Here is a 15,222-nt window from a genome sequence, read left to right on the forward strand (position 1 = left end):
CCCCACCTCCCCGCCACCACCCTCGCCTTATCAATATTGGCATTCAGTTCTGTCTTCGTATCACTGATTTTGCTGTCAGTGTAGCTGTTAGATGAACTGATCGCGTCATTCTTCGCCTTATCAATATTGGCATTCAGTTCTGTCTTCGTATCACTGATTTTGTTGTCAGTGTAACTGTTAGATGAACTGATCGCGTCGTTTTTAGCACTATCAATATTTGTATTCAGTTCATTTTTAACATCAGTAATTTTATTGTCTGTATAATTGTTTGCGTTCTTTTCTGCTGCCTCAGATTTTTCTGCCGCATCTTTGATTGCCTGGTTAGCTGTCGATTGAGCATTTTGTGCAATAGAATTAGCAGAGTTTGCTGTATTTTGTGCCGTATTAGCCGTGTTCTGTGCGTTCTGCGCAGCAGAATTAGCCGCATTTGCGGTTGTTTGTGCATTTTGAGCGGTAGAAGCAGCACCATTTGCAACATTTTGTGCATTCTGTGAATTTGACAAGGCATTATTAGCAATGTCTTTCACACCATCAACACAATCCGAAATATCAAGATTCTGAACATTACCAGTCAAATGATAAGTGCAATCTGCATATGCACTACCAGCAAACAGTCCTACTAAAACAGCTATAATAGATTTGGTTACTTTCATTTCTAACCTCAGTGATTGTAACTAATCATCACATTCCGTTGGCGCGGTATGTGATACTTGCAGTTCCCTGATACCCGTTGGCGCGGGTATCAGGTTTTAATCAGCCCTTAACGCGTCCGAACTTACTCATAATTTTTGAGATAGCAGCCGGATCAGCCGTTGAGCACTGATTCAAAAATGCCTTGCGGGCATCAAATGTTTTACTCCAGCGAATGCTTCCTTTTTTCTTTTTCAGAATATTAAAAAAGTCCTTTTCAGCACTTCTGCACTCACTTCCACCTCCTTGCCCGACAGCTTTTCCATACAGGCAAAGCACCGAAGCGCAAGGATCAGAAGCATAAGCAGGAATACTACCCGCCCCCAATGAAAATACGATGGCGGTAAATATCGCTTTAGCTTTTCTCATATAGTTCACCAGATATTATTCAGAAACATCCTCCAGATCGTGTGTCTCAAGATCTGGTTTAGTCATAACATCAGAAAACATACTAATATCATCTGAATATATTTTTGCCTGTTCAAGAATCTGATTTCTCATTTCTTCATCGAACAATACAGGCATTTCTACCGGATTTTCTTTAGCTATATCTACTCGTTTTTTAAACTCCTCCTCTTCAAACCAGATTATTTTGTTAGCTACAAATGGGCGAGTGTATTCACTCATTACGATTTCACGAACAGCCATATTACCCATTTTATTTTTATAATCCCGAAGCTCGACAATCTCTTCTGGAAGTAATACAGCACGGCTGACTATTTCATGATTTCGGGAACGAGAGCTACCACCTTTGCCACCACTCCGTGAGTCAGATTTCTTGATAATTTTCATATCCCTGACTCCAATTTCCTCAGAGATCTTTTTCGCCAGTTCATTTTTAGCCTTTGGCGGGTAATAAAGAACTACAGCCGAGTTTTCAACGAAAGTTTCCCAACCGTGAGTGCCATACATATCATCTTTTTTACCCTGCCCTTCGTTCTGCAAAATAATAACGAATCGCAGGTTAAAACCAGCGGTAAAGCCAACACCTTTTTCAATAATTTCGGACTTACCCATTGATGTAAATTCATCAAGAAGGACAAGACACTGATATTTCAACTCAGGATTCTGTTCTGGAAGCTCCTTTGTATTCTCATTCACTAGCATAGAGAAAAACAGATTCACAAGCCGTGAGTGAGTAATTAATGCATCAGGAGTCAGCCCAAGATATATCGACATAGGCTTTTTCCTGACCATTCGCACATCAAAATCACTTGCATCAGTAGCTGCTGCTGTGATTGGGTTCTTAAAAATACTCAATGGAGACGAGAAGTTGGTAATAATACTTCCTTGTGTCTTCTCCGGCGCTGCCATAAATTCACGAAACAGACTCTTTGTTTCATCACTCAGGTATTCTTTCTGATCTATTTCCGTACCCATCCAGGCTGATAGTTTCTGACCACTTTCAGGGACAGAGAGTTTCATAATAGCCGACATGGAAACAAGAACATCAGGTACATCAGCAACACCCTTTTTCTTTTGCTGAAGATGGAATCGTTCCTTATCCAGAAGATATAAAGCAAGCCCACAAAAGAGCTTCCGTGCAGAATCAGACCAGATAGGATCATCACTTGCCGGAATCAACATAGCGGCAATTTTTTCCAAATCTCCAGAACGCTGAATATCAGAACGATTAACGCAGTCCAGAGGATTCCAGCGGTGTGATCTGATATTACCTTTTTTCGCCTCCTGCTGGTTTTCTGCATACCCCGCAGGGGCAAACAGAAAACATTCCTGCCCTAACACATTCTGTCTGTATCCGGCAGACAAAAACCAGTTTTCAAGTTTTATATCAAGAACAACCATCGAATCCGGGTAATTCACACAGTTAGGTATAACAATACCAACACCTTTACCAGAACGCGTAGGAGCATAAAGGATTAAAAACTGTTGCCCGAAGAAATATATATATTTGTTTTTAAACCTTCCTTTAAACTGTTTACCAATAAGAATAGGTGGAAAGCAGTATGGTTTACTGTTCTTTAATCTTGCTTCTTTCAACTCTTTATCTGTTGGGAAAAAGGTCGATTTAGCCAGGTCCATATCAGTAGCAAGACGAGCATTGCCATAAATAACTTTTTTTGGCATCAGTCCGACTATGACAATAACAACAAAACCAATAAATATTGCACATGGTGCAGCAAATCCAGCCCATGTAATTGCGACCAATTTTTTATATTCAGGTTTTCCGCTAAATTGTGTAATGACATTATTAAATGTATTCCATTGCAACATGTCAATACTCAATCCTGAATATTTTAATGCTGCATATCCCCCAAGATAATTACCGCCAATAAGACAAGCAACGAGAATAAGCAACAAAAAAACCACTAATATGATTTTTTTCTTCATAGATACCCCTACATGTAAAGCATGTATAATATTTAATCACCTGAAATAATTTACATTGTGCTAAGTAGACGATTTTTTTCTTCGGGGTCGTAATATAGTTCCGTCATATATGTATGGTTAAAAAATAATATGACATCTATAGATGTCTTAATCGTTCTCATAATCAAATCCATATCAACTGTCATACCAACAGATGATTGTTTAACAATGCTCGCCAGCCGCGAGAACGACGCATAAGTATTGTTAGCATGGATCGTACTTATTGAGCCTTCATGCCCTGTGTTAAGAGCTTCAAGATAACTCCATGCTTCATCCCCCCTTAACTCAGCCAGAAAGATATGATCTGGTTTAAGGCGCATACAGGCTTCAATAATCGACTTGGCATCCACAATTCCCTTTTTATAAAACAGGTGAATATGGTTTGGATGATTCGGGAGCGTCATCTCGTGGACATCTTCAATTGTTGCATAGCGCCGTTCAGGAGGAAACAAATCCGCAATGGCTTTACCTACTGTTGTTTTGCCGGAACCAGTACCACCAACAATCAGGAAATTCAGGCGATCATTGACCGCCTCACGAATAAATTTAGCAATACTTGCGGCATCACCCTTACGCGATAACTCGAATAAATATTTCTGCCGCTCAGTTAACACTGCTGTGTGTTTTTTAGCAATTTTAACTCGGTCAAAACGCCCTGAATTAACGTAATCATCAAGTGAAAAACGCGTTAGTGATGGTTTACGAATTGAGAGAACAACACAATTATCCTCGGTTGCAGGAGGAACGATAATCTGACCACGTTCACCACCAGGAAGAACAACCGACGCAATCGGGTTATGTGGTTTCAGGGCATCTTCCAGCCCACTTATGTTACACAGCGCATAGGCCAGCCCCATTAATGCCTTATAACTGACCTTATCTGTATCACGAAAGCACCAACCATCACGACCTTCAAACCATATCCTGCCAGGCTGATTTACGGCGATTTCGGTAACATCATCCATATCCAGTAATTCCTGAATCCCTGTTTGCACCAGAAATTGACGAGCGATAATATGTTCTTCACTCATTACTGCACTCCGTAAACCTCAGAAAAGTCAATATTCCTCGGAACAATCACTGATAAAACGGTTCCTTGATTAATATATGCAGTTGGAGGAATATTAATCGTGTTCTCAAGTGTTGTTTTAGCCAACTCCTGCGCCGTATCAGATGTATTATCATAGGTAATATTGCTGTTATTCCCCGATTTTTGTGTGGTATTTTTCAGAATATCCATACCATCACCAAGCAATGACAACATAATCGCACCTGAATATCTCTGGAATATATGATTATCAATCCAGGCTGGCAGGCCAGATGCACCAAGTCCATCAGTGCCAAGAGCACCAATTTTTACGTTAACATTGCCATCTTTTAAATTAGTCCAGTTAACAAATACACGAGCCACTCCTTGCGTCATGACTTTATTCTGCTCTCCCATCAGCATAGCGCCACGGCGAGCCAGTAATGTTTCACCATTATCTGAATAGAGATCTTTAGTCAGTTGGCACAACGTTATTCCAGGGTAGGACGTAACTATTTTTGTTTGTAAAACGCATGAAAGCGAAGTACCCGCAGCCAGCAAAAAACGTCTGTTACTGGCAAAACTCACTGTACCATCAGCATAAGTTTCCCCTTGCAGAGAATCCTTCTCTTTTTCCGAACGTTTATCCTCATTTCTGGTTTCAATTTTAACCAGAGTATCTCCTGTAATCTGACGTTCAGCCTTAGTCAGTGGCCTTTCTTTCTCCTGTCCATTGCCAGACTGCGATGAAGAATGGCTGCTGGATTGCCCCTGCATCGCCATTGCTTGCATAGTGCTATCATTATCAGAATTTATTTCTGTTTTTTGTTTCTTTTCTTTTTCTGCCTGTTCTTCCCGTTGCTTGCGTTCAGTTTCCTCACGCTGCTTATTCTGCATGATTGTTTTCATCACAGAATTAAGGCTTGCCCCATCCTGAGAATTAGATATTAACGTCTCGTTTTTTGGTTCAAGGCCAGTTTGCTCCACCTCCTTCGAGGGAAGCATTTTAATAATCATGGCAGCGACAACAAAAATACCAAAGATACTTGCCAGCAAGATAAATATCTTCTTGGAGGATTTCTTTGATTTAACCTCGATAACACCACGATTACCCACATCATTATTGCTGCGGCTTTCATTTTTCATAATTAAATTTCTCCACCCTCACCTTTCCATTTGTAGTGCCTTTTTTATTCCACATTTTAGGAACCGTCGAAGATGTTCTTACATCAACAACTTGATCGCCTATTCTCAGGCGGAAATTATCAGACACTTCATGTAATACCATTGTGTTATTTTCCATATGCTTATTAACAAGGTTTTCATTGCCATCAGCATCAACACGATAAGGTACGGGTAAATCCTGTTTACTGTTCCAGCGCATACAGGTAAAAGTACCATCGTCCCAGACCTGGTAAGGGAAAATGCTCTTACTCCCCTTTAATTGATAGTGTCCATTAATTACACCACCATCAGTGCAGGGATATTTTTTCTCCGTAAATACTTTGGCTGTTACAGGTTTAGGATAGTCATATCGCAAAACGTATGTCGGATTACTGGACACTTCCGTAAGGTACAATGAGTACGTGTGTTTATCCGTTACAATAGTAACGTTCGTGCTTGGATTGTCTTCTACTGCCGGACGAAAGAAGACTGTATGTTCACGAACGGACACCTTCCATGCAGCAGGATCACCCAGGCCAACATCTTTAATCGTTTCATCTTTGGCGATTTGAACTACCGAAACAGCACCTTTTTTTACTCTGACATTAACAACATCGTTTTCATTAAAAACAACACTCTGAATCCTGGAGTCAAATGCTGACCCCTGACCATATGTTGCCGCAATTGTTGCCGGAGATGCACAAACAGCCAGTAAAGATAAGCAACCGATAAGACCCGACTTTTTAATCATTTAATAGCCTCCGCGTCTACACGATAGCTGACAGCTTCAAATCCGAGAGGATTAATAAGCCGTTGTTCTTCCGTCTTCACATCTTTATTAAAATCAAAAGCGACCGTTGCAATCCAGTCTGTAACTCTGTATTCGGGAGCCAAAGAGCCGGAAGAGTCCAGAATCATTTTTGAGAATCTGACCTGCGCAACATCAGGCTTCAGTAAAGTGACGGACTTAATTTTCGTTTTAATCTTATAACTGTCTTTCAGTACATTCAGCGGCGAGTTATCCGCACGAATAGCTGTATTGTACTGTGAGAACACTTTGTTATTAGACATGACATTTACCGTATCCAGCATTTCCTGGATAGTCTGCCAGTCGTATGACTCATAGTTAATAACAAACTTCGCAAGATTATATTTTGTTTCTGCCTCCTGATAGGTTTGCTTTGCTCCTGATAATTGCGGTGCAATATCTGTATAGCCCGTATTGTTATCCACACGAATAACAAAAGGAACGGCAGTCTTTAACGGAGACAAAAAAGCGATGGCTGCTGCAAGAGCAATATTGGAAATCAACAGCACAACAGCAATTCGCGTAATAAACTTAGCTTTACCCTGGACAGTTGCTATTTCATTACGCTCAAACTGCTTGACAGCATCAAAAATTTGCTTGTTTTCTTTCTTTATATCAATTTTTTTCTTAGCCGCTTCTTCTTTTGTCTTACCAAAATATTTATTTTTTAAATCCATTACATCGTCCTCGCTTTCACATCCTGAATTGTTGTATTCAATTCATACCATCCGCCCTCCGCTTGTTTAGGTTGAGGCGGTGATGAACAAGAAGAAAGAAAACAGATTAATAAGAGTGCAATAGTTGCTCTCATTTCTTTTGCTCCTTAATACGTTTAATAAATTCAGGAATCCAGACATCGGGTTCATCTGTACCAAGTTCTTCCCTTACTTGTTCACACAGAACAATCCCTTCCGTCGTTCCTGATATAACAGGAAGAAAGTCATCAAAACCGTACAAATCCATTTTTGCAAATGCCGATGAACCAGACTGTTTTATTAACATTGTTCTGGATTCTTTTGATAAAGATTTTAATTTCTTAAATTCTTTTTCAACAAGACCAATCTTTTTATAACCATCAAATTCAGCATCTGGATTAGGCAACAAAATCTTTGTGGCTGTTTGCTGAACAAGAGCCGCAAAAATTGCACAATTAACCGCATCCTCTGGCGACTGACTCGTTAGCCACATCATTTCATTTTTCAGACGTCCAGCTTTTAACGCAGATTTGATCATATCCTGAGTCAGAGGGAAGTTCGCAGGCATCCAGAACTCCTCGACAATAGTAAGCATTAGCTTTCCGTCACGTTGCATAAGCGTTTTATAGAAAAATAAAATCGCCAGCAGAGGTTCGCACGCTGGATGCGTTTCACCATTTACCTTTTCAAGGATAACGGTTGTGTCAAAACCTACCTTTTTATAATCCATCGGATTAAAAGTGTTCTCTGGCGAATCTGTCGCCCAGGAATACGCACCATTTTTACACCATTTAGCAAGTCTGATACGCAGTTCACTATCGTTAACTATCTGGAGCAATGCTGACGTTCGGCGCAACTGGACAGGCATAGTCATAAGACTCTCTACTGCCGCATCCATTTCTATTGCCTGTTGGTCAGAACAGGGGTTCCCCATGTTGTCCCGAACAAATGCCTTTGCCAGCGATTTCAGAAACGCTAACAAACGCTTCCAGATTGGTGATGATTCATCTTCCGCAAGCTGCCACGGATTAAGACCAGTAAAAACACCTTCCTGTAGAGCAAAATAACTACCACCATACGCACGAACGAATAATTCTGTAGAGCGGTTATAGTCAATAACGAACATGTAAGGATCAAAACGCTGTAAAAAACCAGCCGCTGCTCCTTCAAAAGTCGTTTTACCAGTACCTGTGGCTCCAAGAATCATTGCGTGTCCGGCAATTCGCTGTCCGGTGACGTTTTTATTAGGGTCGCTGTAGTGCGTATTAAAATAATACAGGCCATCAGAAACTGTTTTTAACGGCATTAAAGCCGAACCGTCACCAATCGGATTTCCAGATTTCTTGCCCGCAGAATAATTATGCAGTGAAAACGTACAGGCAAGATTGGCTGCCGTTCTTCGCGTACTCAGTGGTCTTGTTTTATTCATTGGAAGATGGCTAAAAAACACATAAGGTGCGGCACTGGTTGCACGAGAAAAACGGAATCCTTTACCCGTCGTGATAAACTCACTGGATACTTTGATACCATTCTTACGGGCAGCTTCTGCCGTATCGCCAAATACTGTTAGTACGCAATGATATGAACCAAAAAGATTAGTACCGCTGGTAACAAAATCTTTCCCTGCTATCAGTTCTTCTTGTTGAGATTTAGCAGCATCACCGGTTGACCCCATTTTATTGAGTTGGGAGTCTATTTTTCGCACAGTTTTAGCTGGAGCCTCAAACAAAAATGATTGCGTAATGATAAATTCATACGGTAGTTTTAACAGGAAATCCCATTGACCAGGAGTGGTAAACATAGGGAAATCTTTTAAAACATAATTTGTGGCAAATTTTTTATCATCAGACTCATTGTTACGCAGTTCTAGCGTATCATTACCAAAATACCAGTCACTGTCAGCGATTGATTCATATAATGGTGTTGATGATACAGGAATAATCGTATGTTTTTTATTAATCAAGCATGACAGATAATCCGCTGTTTCACTCACATAGTTTTTGTCTACCTTGAGCAACCAGGCTGAAAAAGGTTTAAGAACAACCATAGCTTGAGAAATAATATCTTCGAGGCGCTCAAGTCCTTTATCAACATCATTATAAGAAACACCGAATGTGATGTACCAGGTGGACTTAAAGAAATCTCCCCCTTTGAACAAAGAGATATATTTTTCCGCAAATAAATTTAAGAATTTACTGGAAAACTTATAAGATTCATCAAGATAAATCTTCTCTTTTATAAAATGTGTCCACAAATACACATCCCCTTCTTTGCCAACCCCGACAAGATAATCCTTGATACCATTGAAAGAGTTTTCAAGAAAAGAATCTGATGCAAATTCAAAGGGAATCCCCTGAATAGCAATTGTAGCCAACATTTTTCTGTCAAGTGTATAAACAACACTATCAGAAATATGGTACATGTATTCAGGATACATGGATGCCACATTTTTATTCTTGCTATCTTTTAATTGTGCAACCTGCATAATCAACGCTCCACAGAGGAAAAACCAATAATTGAGTCTCTGTGCATCACTTTAAGAAAATAGCCCTTCAACTGGAGATTCATAACACTAAGAGCGTTTGGGTCATTTTCACAAATGATGCGAACAATGAACAGAAACAAGAAACATAATGCAGGGAATATGAGTCCAGAAATTCCCCACATAAACATGCATCCAAAACCACCAAACACGGCAAGAAATCCCACAGACAAAAAAAGCATCAATGGAACACCCATAACCATCGCAGGCCGATTCAGGCCGTTATAGGAAAGAAAGACGACCTTTGGTTTCTCTGTATCATTCATCATTAGCTCCTGAATTGCGCAGGCTGACAAACAGCCCGCGCTTTTTAGCGTTCGTTATTACTGGAACAATCCCAGCGCCCACGAACCACCGACTACTGCACCGCCTGCAATAGCACAATAGCCAAGAGCCATCCCAACATCCCCCCAGCTTTTACGTTCCATAAAGGCCATCAGGATGCAATAAAGCATATAAACAAGAGCACCAATACCAACAAAGGTAAAAAGCCAGGTTTTCACGTTCGTAAGAGCATTAGTAGCTGAATCAAGGCCACCTGCCGCAGCCGCAAACCCTGAAAACACCATGAAAAATAATGCAAAAACAAAACGATTTACGTTAGCAAACTTATTCATTCGAATAATCTCCAAAAACATCCCAGTCCTGGGAGTGTGAAACAAAACTTTGATTACCTTTTTCCTGAACACTCTGTTCTTTTGTTGCTTTCGCATTTTCAGGTTTATCTACTCGCAACTCAGGAACAACATAAGCGTTCTTCATAACTCGTTCGACATAACTCGTATTATTAAATTGAGCTTCTTTCTTGAAACCTCTTGTGCTATTCCCCGAATAATACTCGGACAAAGACTTCAAAAGGTTCTCTTGTTCATTTCCTCCTTTTTTAGCAAGATAGTTTTTTGTCAGAATATCCGCACCAATTTTAATATTGGTACATGGATCAAATATTGTTTCAGCAGAAACCCCGTAGAAATTAAAATTTCCGTTATATATTTGCATCAAGCCAGCACTATATCTTTTCCCGGCATTATCTAATTTCTTTGCATAACTAATAGCATCTTCGATTTTTTTAAATCTAAGAGACACTCCATCACTAATATTGGCTATTCGAAATGGATCTCCAGAAGACTCAGTTTGAATAACCGCATTTAGTGTATTTGGTGCAACTAGAGGGGCGCAGGAAACGAAAAGACTAGCTAGCATTACCGATGGTAATACCATAGCTCACCTGTTTAATTTCAGATCACCTCATTTGAGGTGATCTTTTAATTAGAGTGTTGGGAGGGGACTAACGTTTGTAACTATGAGAACTTAGCCACTCATTACGAGCTTGTTCTTGCCTAGCATTTTCATCAACGGACATCTGATTAGATGCTAGTTCATATTGTTTCAGTTGCAACTCTATTGTCATTTTTTCAATCGACAGTTGATTTGCAATATCAGCTTTTTGCTGCGGCGTAGTGGCATTTGCAAATAATGACTGTAACGATTGAACACGTTCCGCCCGCTTATACATTGATTTATTGAACTGCTCGTAAAAATTTATTTGCTTAAGAACAGCATCATAGCGTCTTTGCGTGTTAGCATCAGAACTGGTTAAAGAATATTTCTTTCGTAAAGAATCTAATCCAATCTGAGAATCGCTATCGATATCCTTAAGAGAGCCACGCATATAGCTTGAAGCTGTATCAAAGCCTCTACTAAAATCAGTGAATCCTTCTAATCTCTTTTTTTGATCCTCTGCATATTTAATAGATTGTTCATATTGAGTTTTCAGTTGTTGTAAATTATCAGCAGCTTCTTTAGCCCTAGCTAAACCTTCCTCAACAGTTTTTGCAATTGATGTCGGATCGACAACAGGGATATAAGCATGTGCGACATTAGAGCACATGCATCCTATTAAAATCACTGAAAACAGTTCTTTTAACATTATTTCCCTCCGTGAGCCTTAATCCAATCTTCTCTTTTCTGTTTTTGAATTGCAGCCTTTGCATTATCACAGTTTTCATTTGTGATTTTTCCCTGAGAGCATTGTTCTATAACATTTTTTGCCTCAGATTGGTTTGCAAAATAATAATCAACATCATACACTTTATCGTTACAACCAGAGAGAAACAGAACGGATACAAATGCCATTGGAACAACTTTTTTCATATTACCCTCCTAATACATTCTTTCCTAATTGACCTGCCAGGCTTACTACTCTATTTCCAGCTTTTTTGGCAACAGAGGCAGCCAATCCTTTACCTGCATTGCTCATAGCCCTTACACCTGAAACAGCAGCTAATTTATTTGCTGCGCCGTTAGCTGAGGCAGTCAATCCATTAATACCTACTCCACCTGTTAGAGATGAGCACAACGTCCCAATTTGCTCTATCAGGTAAACAGATATTAACACAACCGCTAATAAAGTAGCCACAGACATGAATGTAATGGTCTTTGCATCCAAGTTAGCCGTTTGTTGTATTAGTGACAATACGAAGCCAAAAGATATGGTATAAAATACATTTAGCAAAATGTAGTTTAAACAACTACCACACCATGCAGTAAACATACCACGCGTTGGGGAGAATGCAGAAAAACATATAAATAAAATACCTACCGATAACACCATTCCGACCATAAACTTTGATACGCAAAGGAAAACGGTAGTATAAAAAACAAGCAAAAATCCTCCTGCATACCCTGTGATCCATATAAGACCAGCTTTAATCCATAGACCAAAATCAGTCATACCAAGCTGTCCCGTAGCATCACTCCAAAATTGCTCCATTGTATCTGACAATGCTTGCCAAAGATTATCTATTGAATTGGCTATATCAGACTGTCCAGTCAAAGCAGAAGACAATTCATCTCCAGAATGCATTACGAAAGGAATTACATATTGTGAATAATATGTTGAGCTATATGTGAAAACACCAACCAGAGCCAATTTCATTATATTTTTAGTAACTTCCGACATAACCACATCACGTTGTGAATATATTATTTCATAAGCGACAAAAATAATATAAACACCAATGGCTGCAAAAAATACAGGTGATATTGCATTTGCAATTTTTGCTGCGTTACTGGCTGCCCCTGATTCAACTAGTGTTGTAACAGTACTTAAAAACGTAGATATTATATTCATTTTTATTTCCACATAAAAATGCAAACGTAAGAGGTCATCTCATCCGCACATGTGCTGAATATTCACTAGTCATTAATGATTTATGTTTTAAAGTAGAATCATTAAAAGAAAAGTTGCATTCCTCAATGCGGCATTCTCTTCCAGGATAAATAATTCTGCTATTAACAGCCTTGTCAACTTTATTTCTTTTTTGCTTTGACTTTAAAATCAACTCTCTCTGTTTTCTTGTTCCTTCGATTAATCGTTTTCTTCTTACAACATACATAGGCATATAACATCTCCAATTTACATTTACATATAAACAAAGACTTTTATATGTAAAGATAAAATATCTATTAGGCTTTTTACCAATTTTTGGCGTGACACGATGCCCATCGTTCCTCCAGCTCAATCCTCCTCTTCATAGCTGGTATTCGTCACTTTCAAATTGTTAAAGAGCATTATTTATAATTCGGTTATTTTTTCATCAATTTTCAGTAGAGCTTCTTCAAGAAGCTCTCTGGCTAATTGAGTTTTAGGTAAGTTTGGTTTTAACAACCTAAGTTTTGTCAAAATGTAATTACTTCTACCATTAATTTTTATCGTGACAGTAGTTGGTTCCCAAACATTACCATTTACAATAAAATTTCCTGCATTTAAATTATCACTTACATCATTATTTCGACTCTTATTCACTTTTCCCGTTCCTTTATCTCCATTTTTTTGTTCTTTCAACACTTAATATGTTCTCACCAACAAACAACCTCGAAAAATACCCAATCGAGGACATATCAATTTGCCACAATCTTAGAAAATAAAGTTTTCCATTATTTTTCAATGGCTTTTTAATAAAGAAAGAGTTCAAAGACATACTTATCATTATTAATGATTCGCTTTTTTTTGATATAAATCACATTTAAATGCTCATTTTTTGAGCGATTAGACGATAAAAAAAGACGGCAAATGCCGCCTTTTTAATCATTTTGTTGGTGGAAGTAGTTATCTTACCCTAGTCCATAGATCAGCCATTATCCTGCACAAGAAGATTACTCTTACAGCCTCAAGCCGCTCCGAACCAAGAGCTAGCTTACTTCTCTGCAATGTTTTTTTTACCGCTTCAATCGAGCACTCATGCTCGCTCGCTATATCAATGATTTCACTTCCAAAAACCCAACTTAACGTAACCCTAAATTGTTTCTCTGTAAGTTCTGGAAACAAGGCTTTGATTTGTGTTAATCCATTGAGGTGTGTAAAATCAAAAGTAGCCATATGGCCTCCTGTGTAGGTGATATGGTTAGCTAGTACCGCCGTGGTCAAGACGGCGGTACTAGTGACTAATCTGAACGACTAAATATGACGTTACTTATTACTTTAAAAACAAAAAATACACATCATTTACGTTTGGACTTCCTTTCTTTTAGTTCACAATTCCTTTCTGATATTTTCTTATCCTCCCCACATAATTCATAATACCCTACTAATTTTTCTAAATCAGGAAGAGGCAACCTAGCTTCCTTATCATATAATTTTAGCGCATTTTCATATTCTAATATTATTTCAATACATTTCTTAGCCCACTCAACTTCAGCATTAGAACCTGACTTAACTCTTGGTCTAGCCGGTAAGCGCCGCCTCTTTGGCTTTATAGATTGTAAAGTTGGATGATCCTCTCGAACAAAACTAAACGATATGGCAATAACTTTTCTGGATGCCTTATATTCATTCAAAACAACTGAAATATCAGTTGATGCATTTATTTCATTAATTGATCTTTCAATTACTTTTTGTTTTAGAAACTTATACTCTTCATAGGATTTTTCTAATCCCAACATCACTTTAAAATCATAAACACTGATTGTATCAGTTGTAATCAACTCTCCCTTGCGATAATTATACATGTTTCTATATTTACATAACCAAGCATATATTCTAAAAGAATGAGGAGAGGTAAATGCTGATATTGCTCTTAATGCAAATAACGTAAAATTATCTTTTAATTGAAATAAAAGATCCGATATTTCGGTAGAAAAAACGATTTCTAAAAATACATTTTCTTCACCTTCAATATCATACTCTACCTCTGACAACCACAGGCGCCTTCTTTTTGTTTTCTTCCCAGAGTCCTGGTCAAAAGAATATGTGTCAATAGTTTTTCCTAGCAACCCATCAGCAATTGCTGATAACCTATTTTTAACGTTTTTATCCTTGATGTTAAAGACTTCAACAAACTCTTTTGTTGTAATCCTTATACGTTTCTCAGGTTTATCGTGCCTTGAGATCTTAGATATAGCTAAATTTAACAAACGAAATTCATCAAGTGTTATTTTATAAACACCATCAGTAATAGCATTTGATTGAAATATTAACTCCCCCTCTCGCGTATTCACCTCTACTGGCAACATCATATTTCTCCCATAGCAACCAATAATCACACTGTACCAAAGGTAGAAAACAAAATCAACACAGTATACCTTAAATAAAAACAACCATAAAAATCAATTAGTTAAAAAGACAAGAAGAAATAAAAGCATCCTGAAATCAGGCTACCTATAATCCGCAAAGAGGCAAGCCAAGCAACAGCTCCTGAAAAATGTATACCTTTAAAGTTCCTCAAATCAGTACGGTTCTGAATCTGGGCATAGAAAAACAATAAAAACAAAACAATTCTTTCAATCAAAAGAAACAATAAAATCATTAAAAATCAATACATTAAAAAAACATCAAAACTCACACCTTACTTATCCACAAGTCTGTGGATAAGTAAGTTATCCACCCTGAAATCTGTATACCTAA

The 15,222-nt window shown here is 38.4% G+C and carries 16 protein-coding genes and 1 pseudogene; all 17 read right to left on the reverse strand.

Annotated features, from left to right (window positions below; all coding sequences use genetic code 11):
- Window positions 1-653 (reverse strand): annotated as a pseudogene (locus D9738_RS23075) (hypothetical protein); the annotation flags it as partial.
- A gap of 100 nt (window positions 654-753) precedes the next feature.
- Entirely contained in the window at window positions 754-1,059 is a 306-nt protein-coding gene (locus D9738_RS23080; RefSeq protein WP_001223992.1) for a TrbM/KikA/MpfK family conjugal transfer protein, read from the reverse strand.
- A gap of 15 nt (window positions 1,060-1,074) precedes the next feature.
- Window positions 1,075-3,042 carry a type IV secretory system conjugative DNA transfer family protein gene (locus D9738_RS23085; protein ID WP_089634063.1) on the reverse strand — a complete coding sequence of 656 codons (1,968 nt, stop codon included), beginning with the start codon at window positions 3,040-3,042 and terminating at the stop codon, window positions 1,075-1,077.
- 50 nt (window positions 3,043-3,092) lie between these two features.
- The gene (gene virB11, locus D9738_RS23090) at window positions 3,093-4,112 is read right to left on the reverse strand and encodes a P-type DNA transfer ATPase VirB11 (RefSeq protein WP_001287983.1); all 1,020 of its coding nucleotides are present in this window, start codon (window positions 4,110-4,112) and stop codon (window positions 3,093-3,095) included.
- Entirely contained in the window at window positions 4,112-5,254 is a 1,143-nt protein-coding gene (locus D9738_RS23095; RefSeq protein ID WP_000787412.1) for a TrbI/VirB10 family protein, read from the reverse strand. The genes virB11 and D9738_RS23095 overlap by 1 nt, the downstream gene beginning before the upstream one ends.
- Complete coding sequence (locus D9738_RS23100) at window positions 5,244-6,023, reverse strand: TrbG/VirB9 family P-type conjugative transfer protein (protein WP_000592647.1); 780 nt, start codon at window positions 6,021-6,023, stop codon at window positions 5,244-5,246. The genes D9738_RS23095 and D9738_RS23100 overlap by 11 nt, the downstream gene beginning before the upstream one ends.
- On the reverse strand, window positions 6,020-6,757 hold the full coding sequence (locus D9738_RS23105) for a type IV secretion system protein (RefSeq protein ID WP_000364523.1): 738 nt from the start codon (window positions 6,755-6,757) through the stop codon (window positions 6,020-6,022). The genes D9738_RS23100 and D9738_RS23105 overlap by 4 nt, the downstream gene beginning before the upstream one ends.
- Window positions 6,758-6,887: 130 nt before the next feature.
- Entirely contained in the window at window positions 6,888-9,260 is a 2,373-nt protein-coding gene (locus D9738_RS23115; RefSeq protein WP_130261284.1) for a VirB4 family type IV secretion system protein, read from the reverse strand.
- Window positions 9,261-9,262: 2 nt separating this feature from the next.
- Window positions 9,263-9,583 carry a VirB3 family type IV secretion system protein gene (locus tag D9738_RS23120; RefSeq protein ID WP_001000142.1) on the reverse strand — a complete coding sequence of 107 codons (321 nt, stop codon included), beginning with the start codon at window positions 9,581-9,583 and terminating at the stop codon, window positions 9,263-9,265.
- Window positions 9,584-9,640: 57 nt separating this feature from the next.
- Window positions 9,641-9,934 (reverse strand): TrbC/VirB2 family protein, encoded by a 294-nt coding sequence (locus tag D9738_RS23125; protein WP_130261285.1) that lies wholly within the window; start codon window positions 9,932-9,934, stop codon window positions 9,641-9,643.
- Window positions 9,927-10,538 carry a lytic transglycosylase domain-containing protein gene (locus D9738_RS23130; protein ID WP_000244005.1) on the reverse strand — a complete coding sequence of 204 codons (612 nt, stop codon included), beginning with the start codon at window positions 10,536-10,538 and terminating at the stop codon, window positions 9,927-9,929. Before D9738_RS23130 ends, D9738_RS23125 begins: the two co-directional genes overlap by 8 nt.
- A 67-nt stretch (window positions 10,539-10,605) precedes the next feature.
- The gene (locus D9738_RS23135; protein ID WP_000910600.1) at window positions 10,606-11,247 is read right to left on the reverse strand and encodes a type IV secretion system protein; all 642 of its coding nucleotides are present in this window, start codon (window positions 11,245-11,247) and stop codon (window positions 10,606-10,608) included.
- A complete protein-coding gene (locus D9738_RS23140) occupies window positions 11,247-11,471 on the reverse strand; it encodes an EexN family lipoprotein (RefSeq protein ID WP_000758236.1) in 225 nt (74 codons plus the stop codon). Before D9738_RS23140 ends, D9738_RS23135 begins: the two co-directional genes overlap by 1 nt.
- Window position 11,472: 1 nt before the next feature.
- The gene (locus D9738_RS23145; RefSeq protein ID WP_001021612.1) at window positions 11,473-12,450 is read right to left on the reverse strand and encodes a type IV secretion system protein; all 978 of its coding nucleotides are present in this window, start codon (window positions 12,448-12,450) and stop codon (window positions 11,473-11,475) included.
- A 444-nt stretch (window positions 12,451-12,894) separates the two neighbouring features.
- On the reverse strand, window positions 12,895-13,167 hold the full coding sequence (locus tag D9738_RS23155; RefSeq protein ID WP_012552797.1) for a hypothetical protein: 273 nt from the start codon (window positions 13,165-13,167) through the stop codon (window positions 12,895-12,897).
- A gap of 261 nt (window positions 13,168-13,428) precedes the next feature.
- Entirely contained in the window at window positions 13,429-13,698 is a 270-nt protein-coding gene (locus D9738_RS23160; RefSeq protein ID WP_000190069.1) for a hypothetical protein, read from the reverse strand.
- Between the two features lie 122 nt (window positions 13,699-13,820).
- A complete protein-coding gene (locus tag D9738_RS23165; RefSeq protein ID WP_024176825.1) occupies window positions 13,821-14,834 on the reverse strand; it encodes a replication initiation protein in 1,014 nt (337 codons plus the stop codon).
- Window positions 14,835-15,222: the final 388 nt, after the last annotated feature.

This window comes from Escherichia sp. E10V5 (genome assembly GCF_004212315.1).
Taxonomy (GTDB): domain Bacteria; phylum Pseudomonadota; class Gammaproteobacteria; order Enterobacterales; family Enterobacteriaceae; genus Escherichia.

Bases quoted from the DNA above. Each gene is read 5' to 3' on its own strand.
- D9738_RS23105 (WP_000364523.1), bottom strand. From the start codon at position 6,757: ATGGATTTAAAAAATAAATATTTTGGTAAGACAAAAGAAGAAGCGGCT.
- D9738_RS23100 (WP_000592647.1), bottom strand. From the start codon at position 6,023: ATGATTAAAAAGTCGGGTCTTATCGGTTGCTTATCTTTACTGGCTGTT.
- D9738_RS23080 (WP_001223992.1), bottom strand. From the start codon at position 1,059: ATGAGAAAAGCTAAAGCGATATTTACCGCCATCGTATTTTCATTGGGG.
- D9738_RS23120 (WP_001000142.1), bottom strand. From the start codon at position 9,583: ATGAATGATACAGAGAAACCAAAGGTCGTCTTTCTTTCCTATAACGGC.
- D9738_RS23115 (WP_130261284.1), bottom strand. From the start codon at position 9,260: ATGCAGGTTGCACAATTAAAAGATAGCAAGAATAAAAATGTGGCATCC.
- D9738_RS23165 (WP_024176825.1), bottom strand. From the start codon at position 14,834: ATGATGTTGCCAGTAGAGGTGAATACGCGAGAGGGGGAGTTAATATTT.
- D9738_RS23160 (WP_000190069.1), bottom strand. From the start codon at position 13,698: ATGGCTACTTTTGATTTTACACACCTCAATGGATTAACACAAATCAAA.
- D9738_RS23145 (WP_001021612.1), bottom strand. From the start codon at position 12,450: ATGAATATAATATCTACGTTTTTAAGTACTGTTACAACACTAGTTGAA.
- D9738_RS23140 (WP_000758236.1), bottom strand. From the start codon at position 11,471: ATGAAAAAAGTTGTTCCAATGGCATTTGTATCCGTTCTGTTTCTCTCT.
- virB11 (WP_001287983.1), bottom strand. From the start codon at position 4,112: ATGAGTGAAGAACATATTATCGCTCGTCAATTTCTGGTGCAAACAGGG.
- D9738_RS23130 (WP_000244005.1), bottom strand. From the start codon at position 10,538: ATGGTATTACCATCGGTAATGCTAGCTAGTCTTTTCGTTTCCTGCGCC.
- D9738_RS23095 (WP_000787412.1), bottom strand. From the start codon at position 5,254: ATGAAAAATGAAAGCCGCAGCAATAATGATGTGGGTAATCGTGGTGTT.
- D9738_RS23125 (WP_130261285.1), bottom strand. From the start codon at position 9,934: ATGAATAAGTTTGCTAACGTAAATCGTTTTGTTTTTGCATTATTTTTC.
- D9738_RS23135 (WP_000910600.1), bottom strand. From the start codon at position 11,247: ATGTTAAAAGAACTGTTTTCAGTGATTTTAATAGGATGCATGTGCTCT.
- D9738_RS23085 (WP_089634063.1), bottom strand. From the start codon at position 3,042: ATGAAGAAAAAAATCATATTAGTGGTTTTTTTGTTGCTTATTCTCGTT.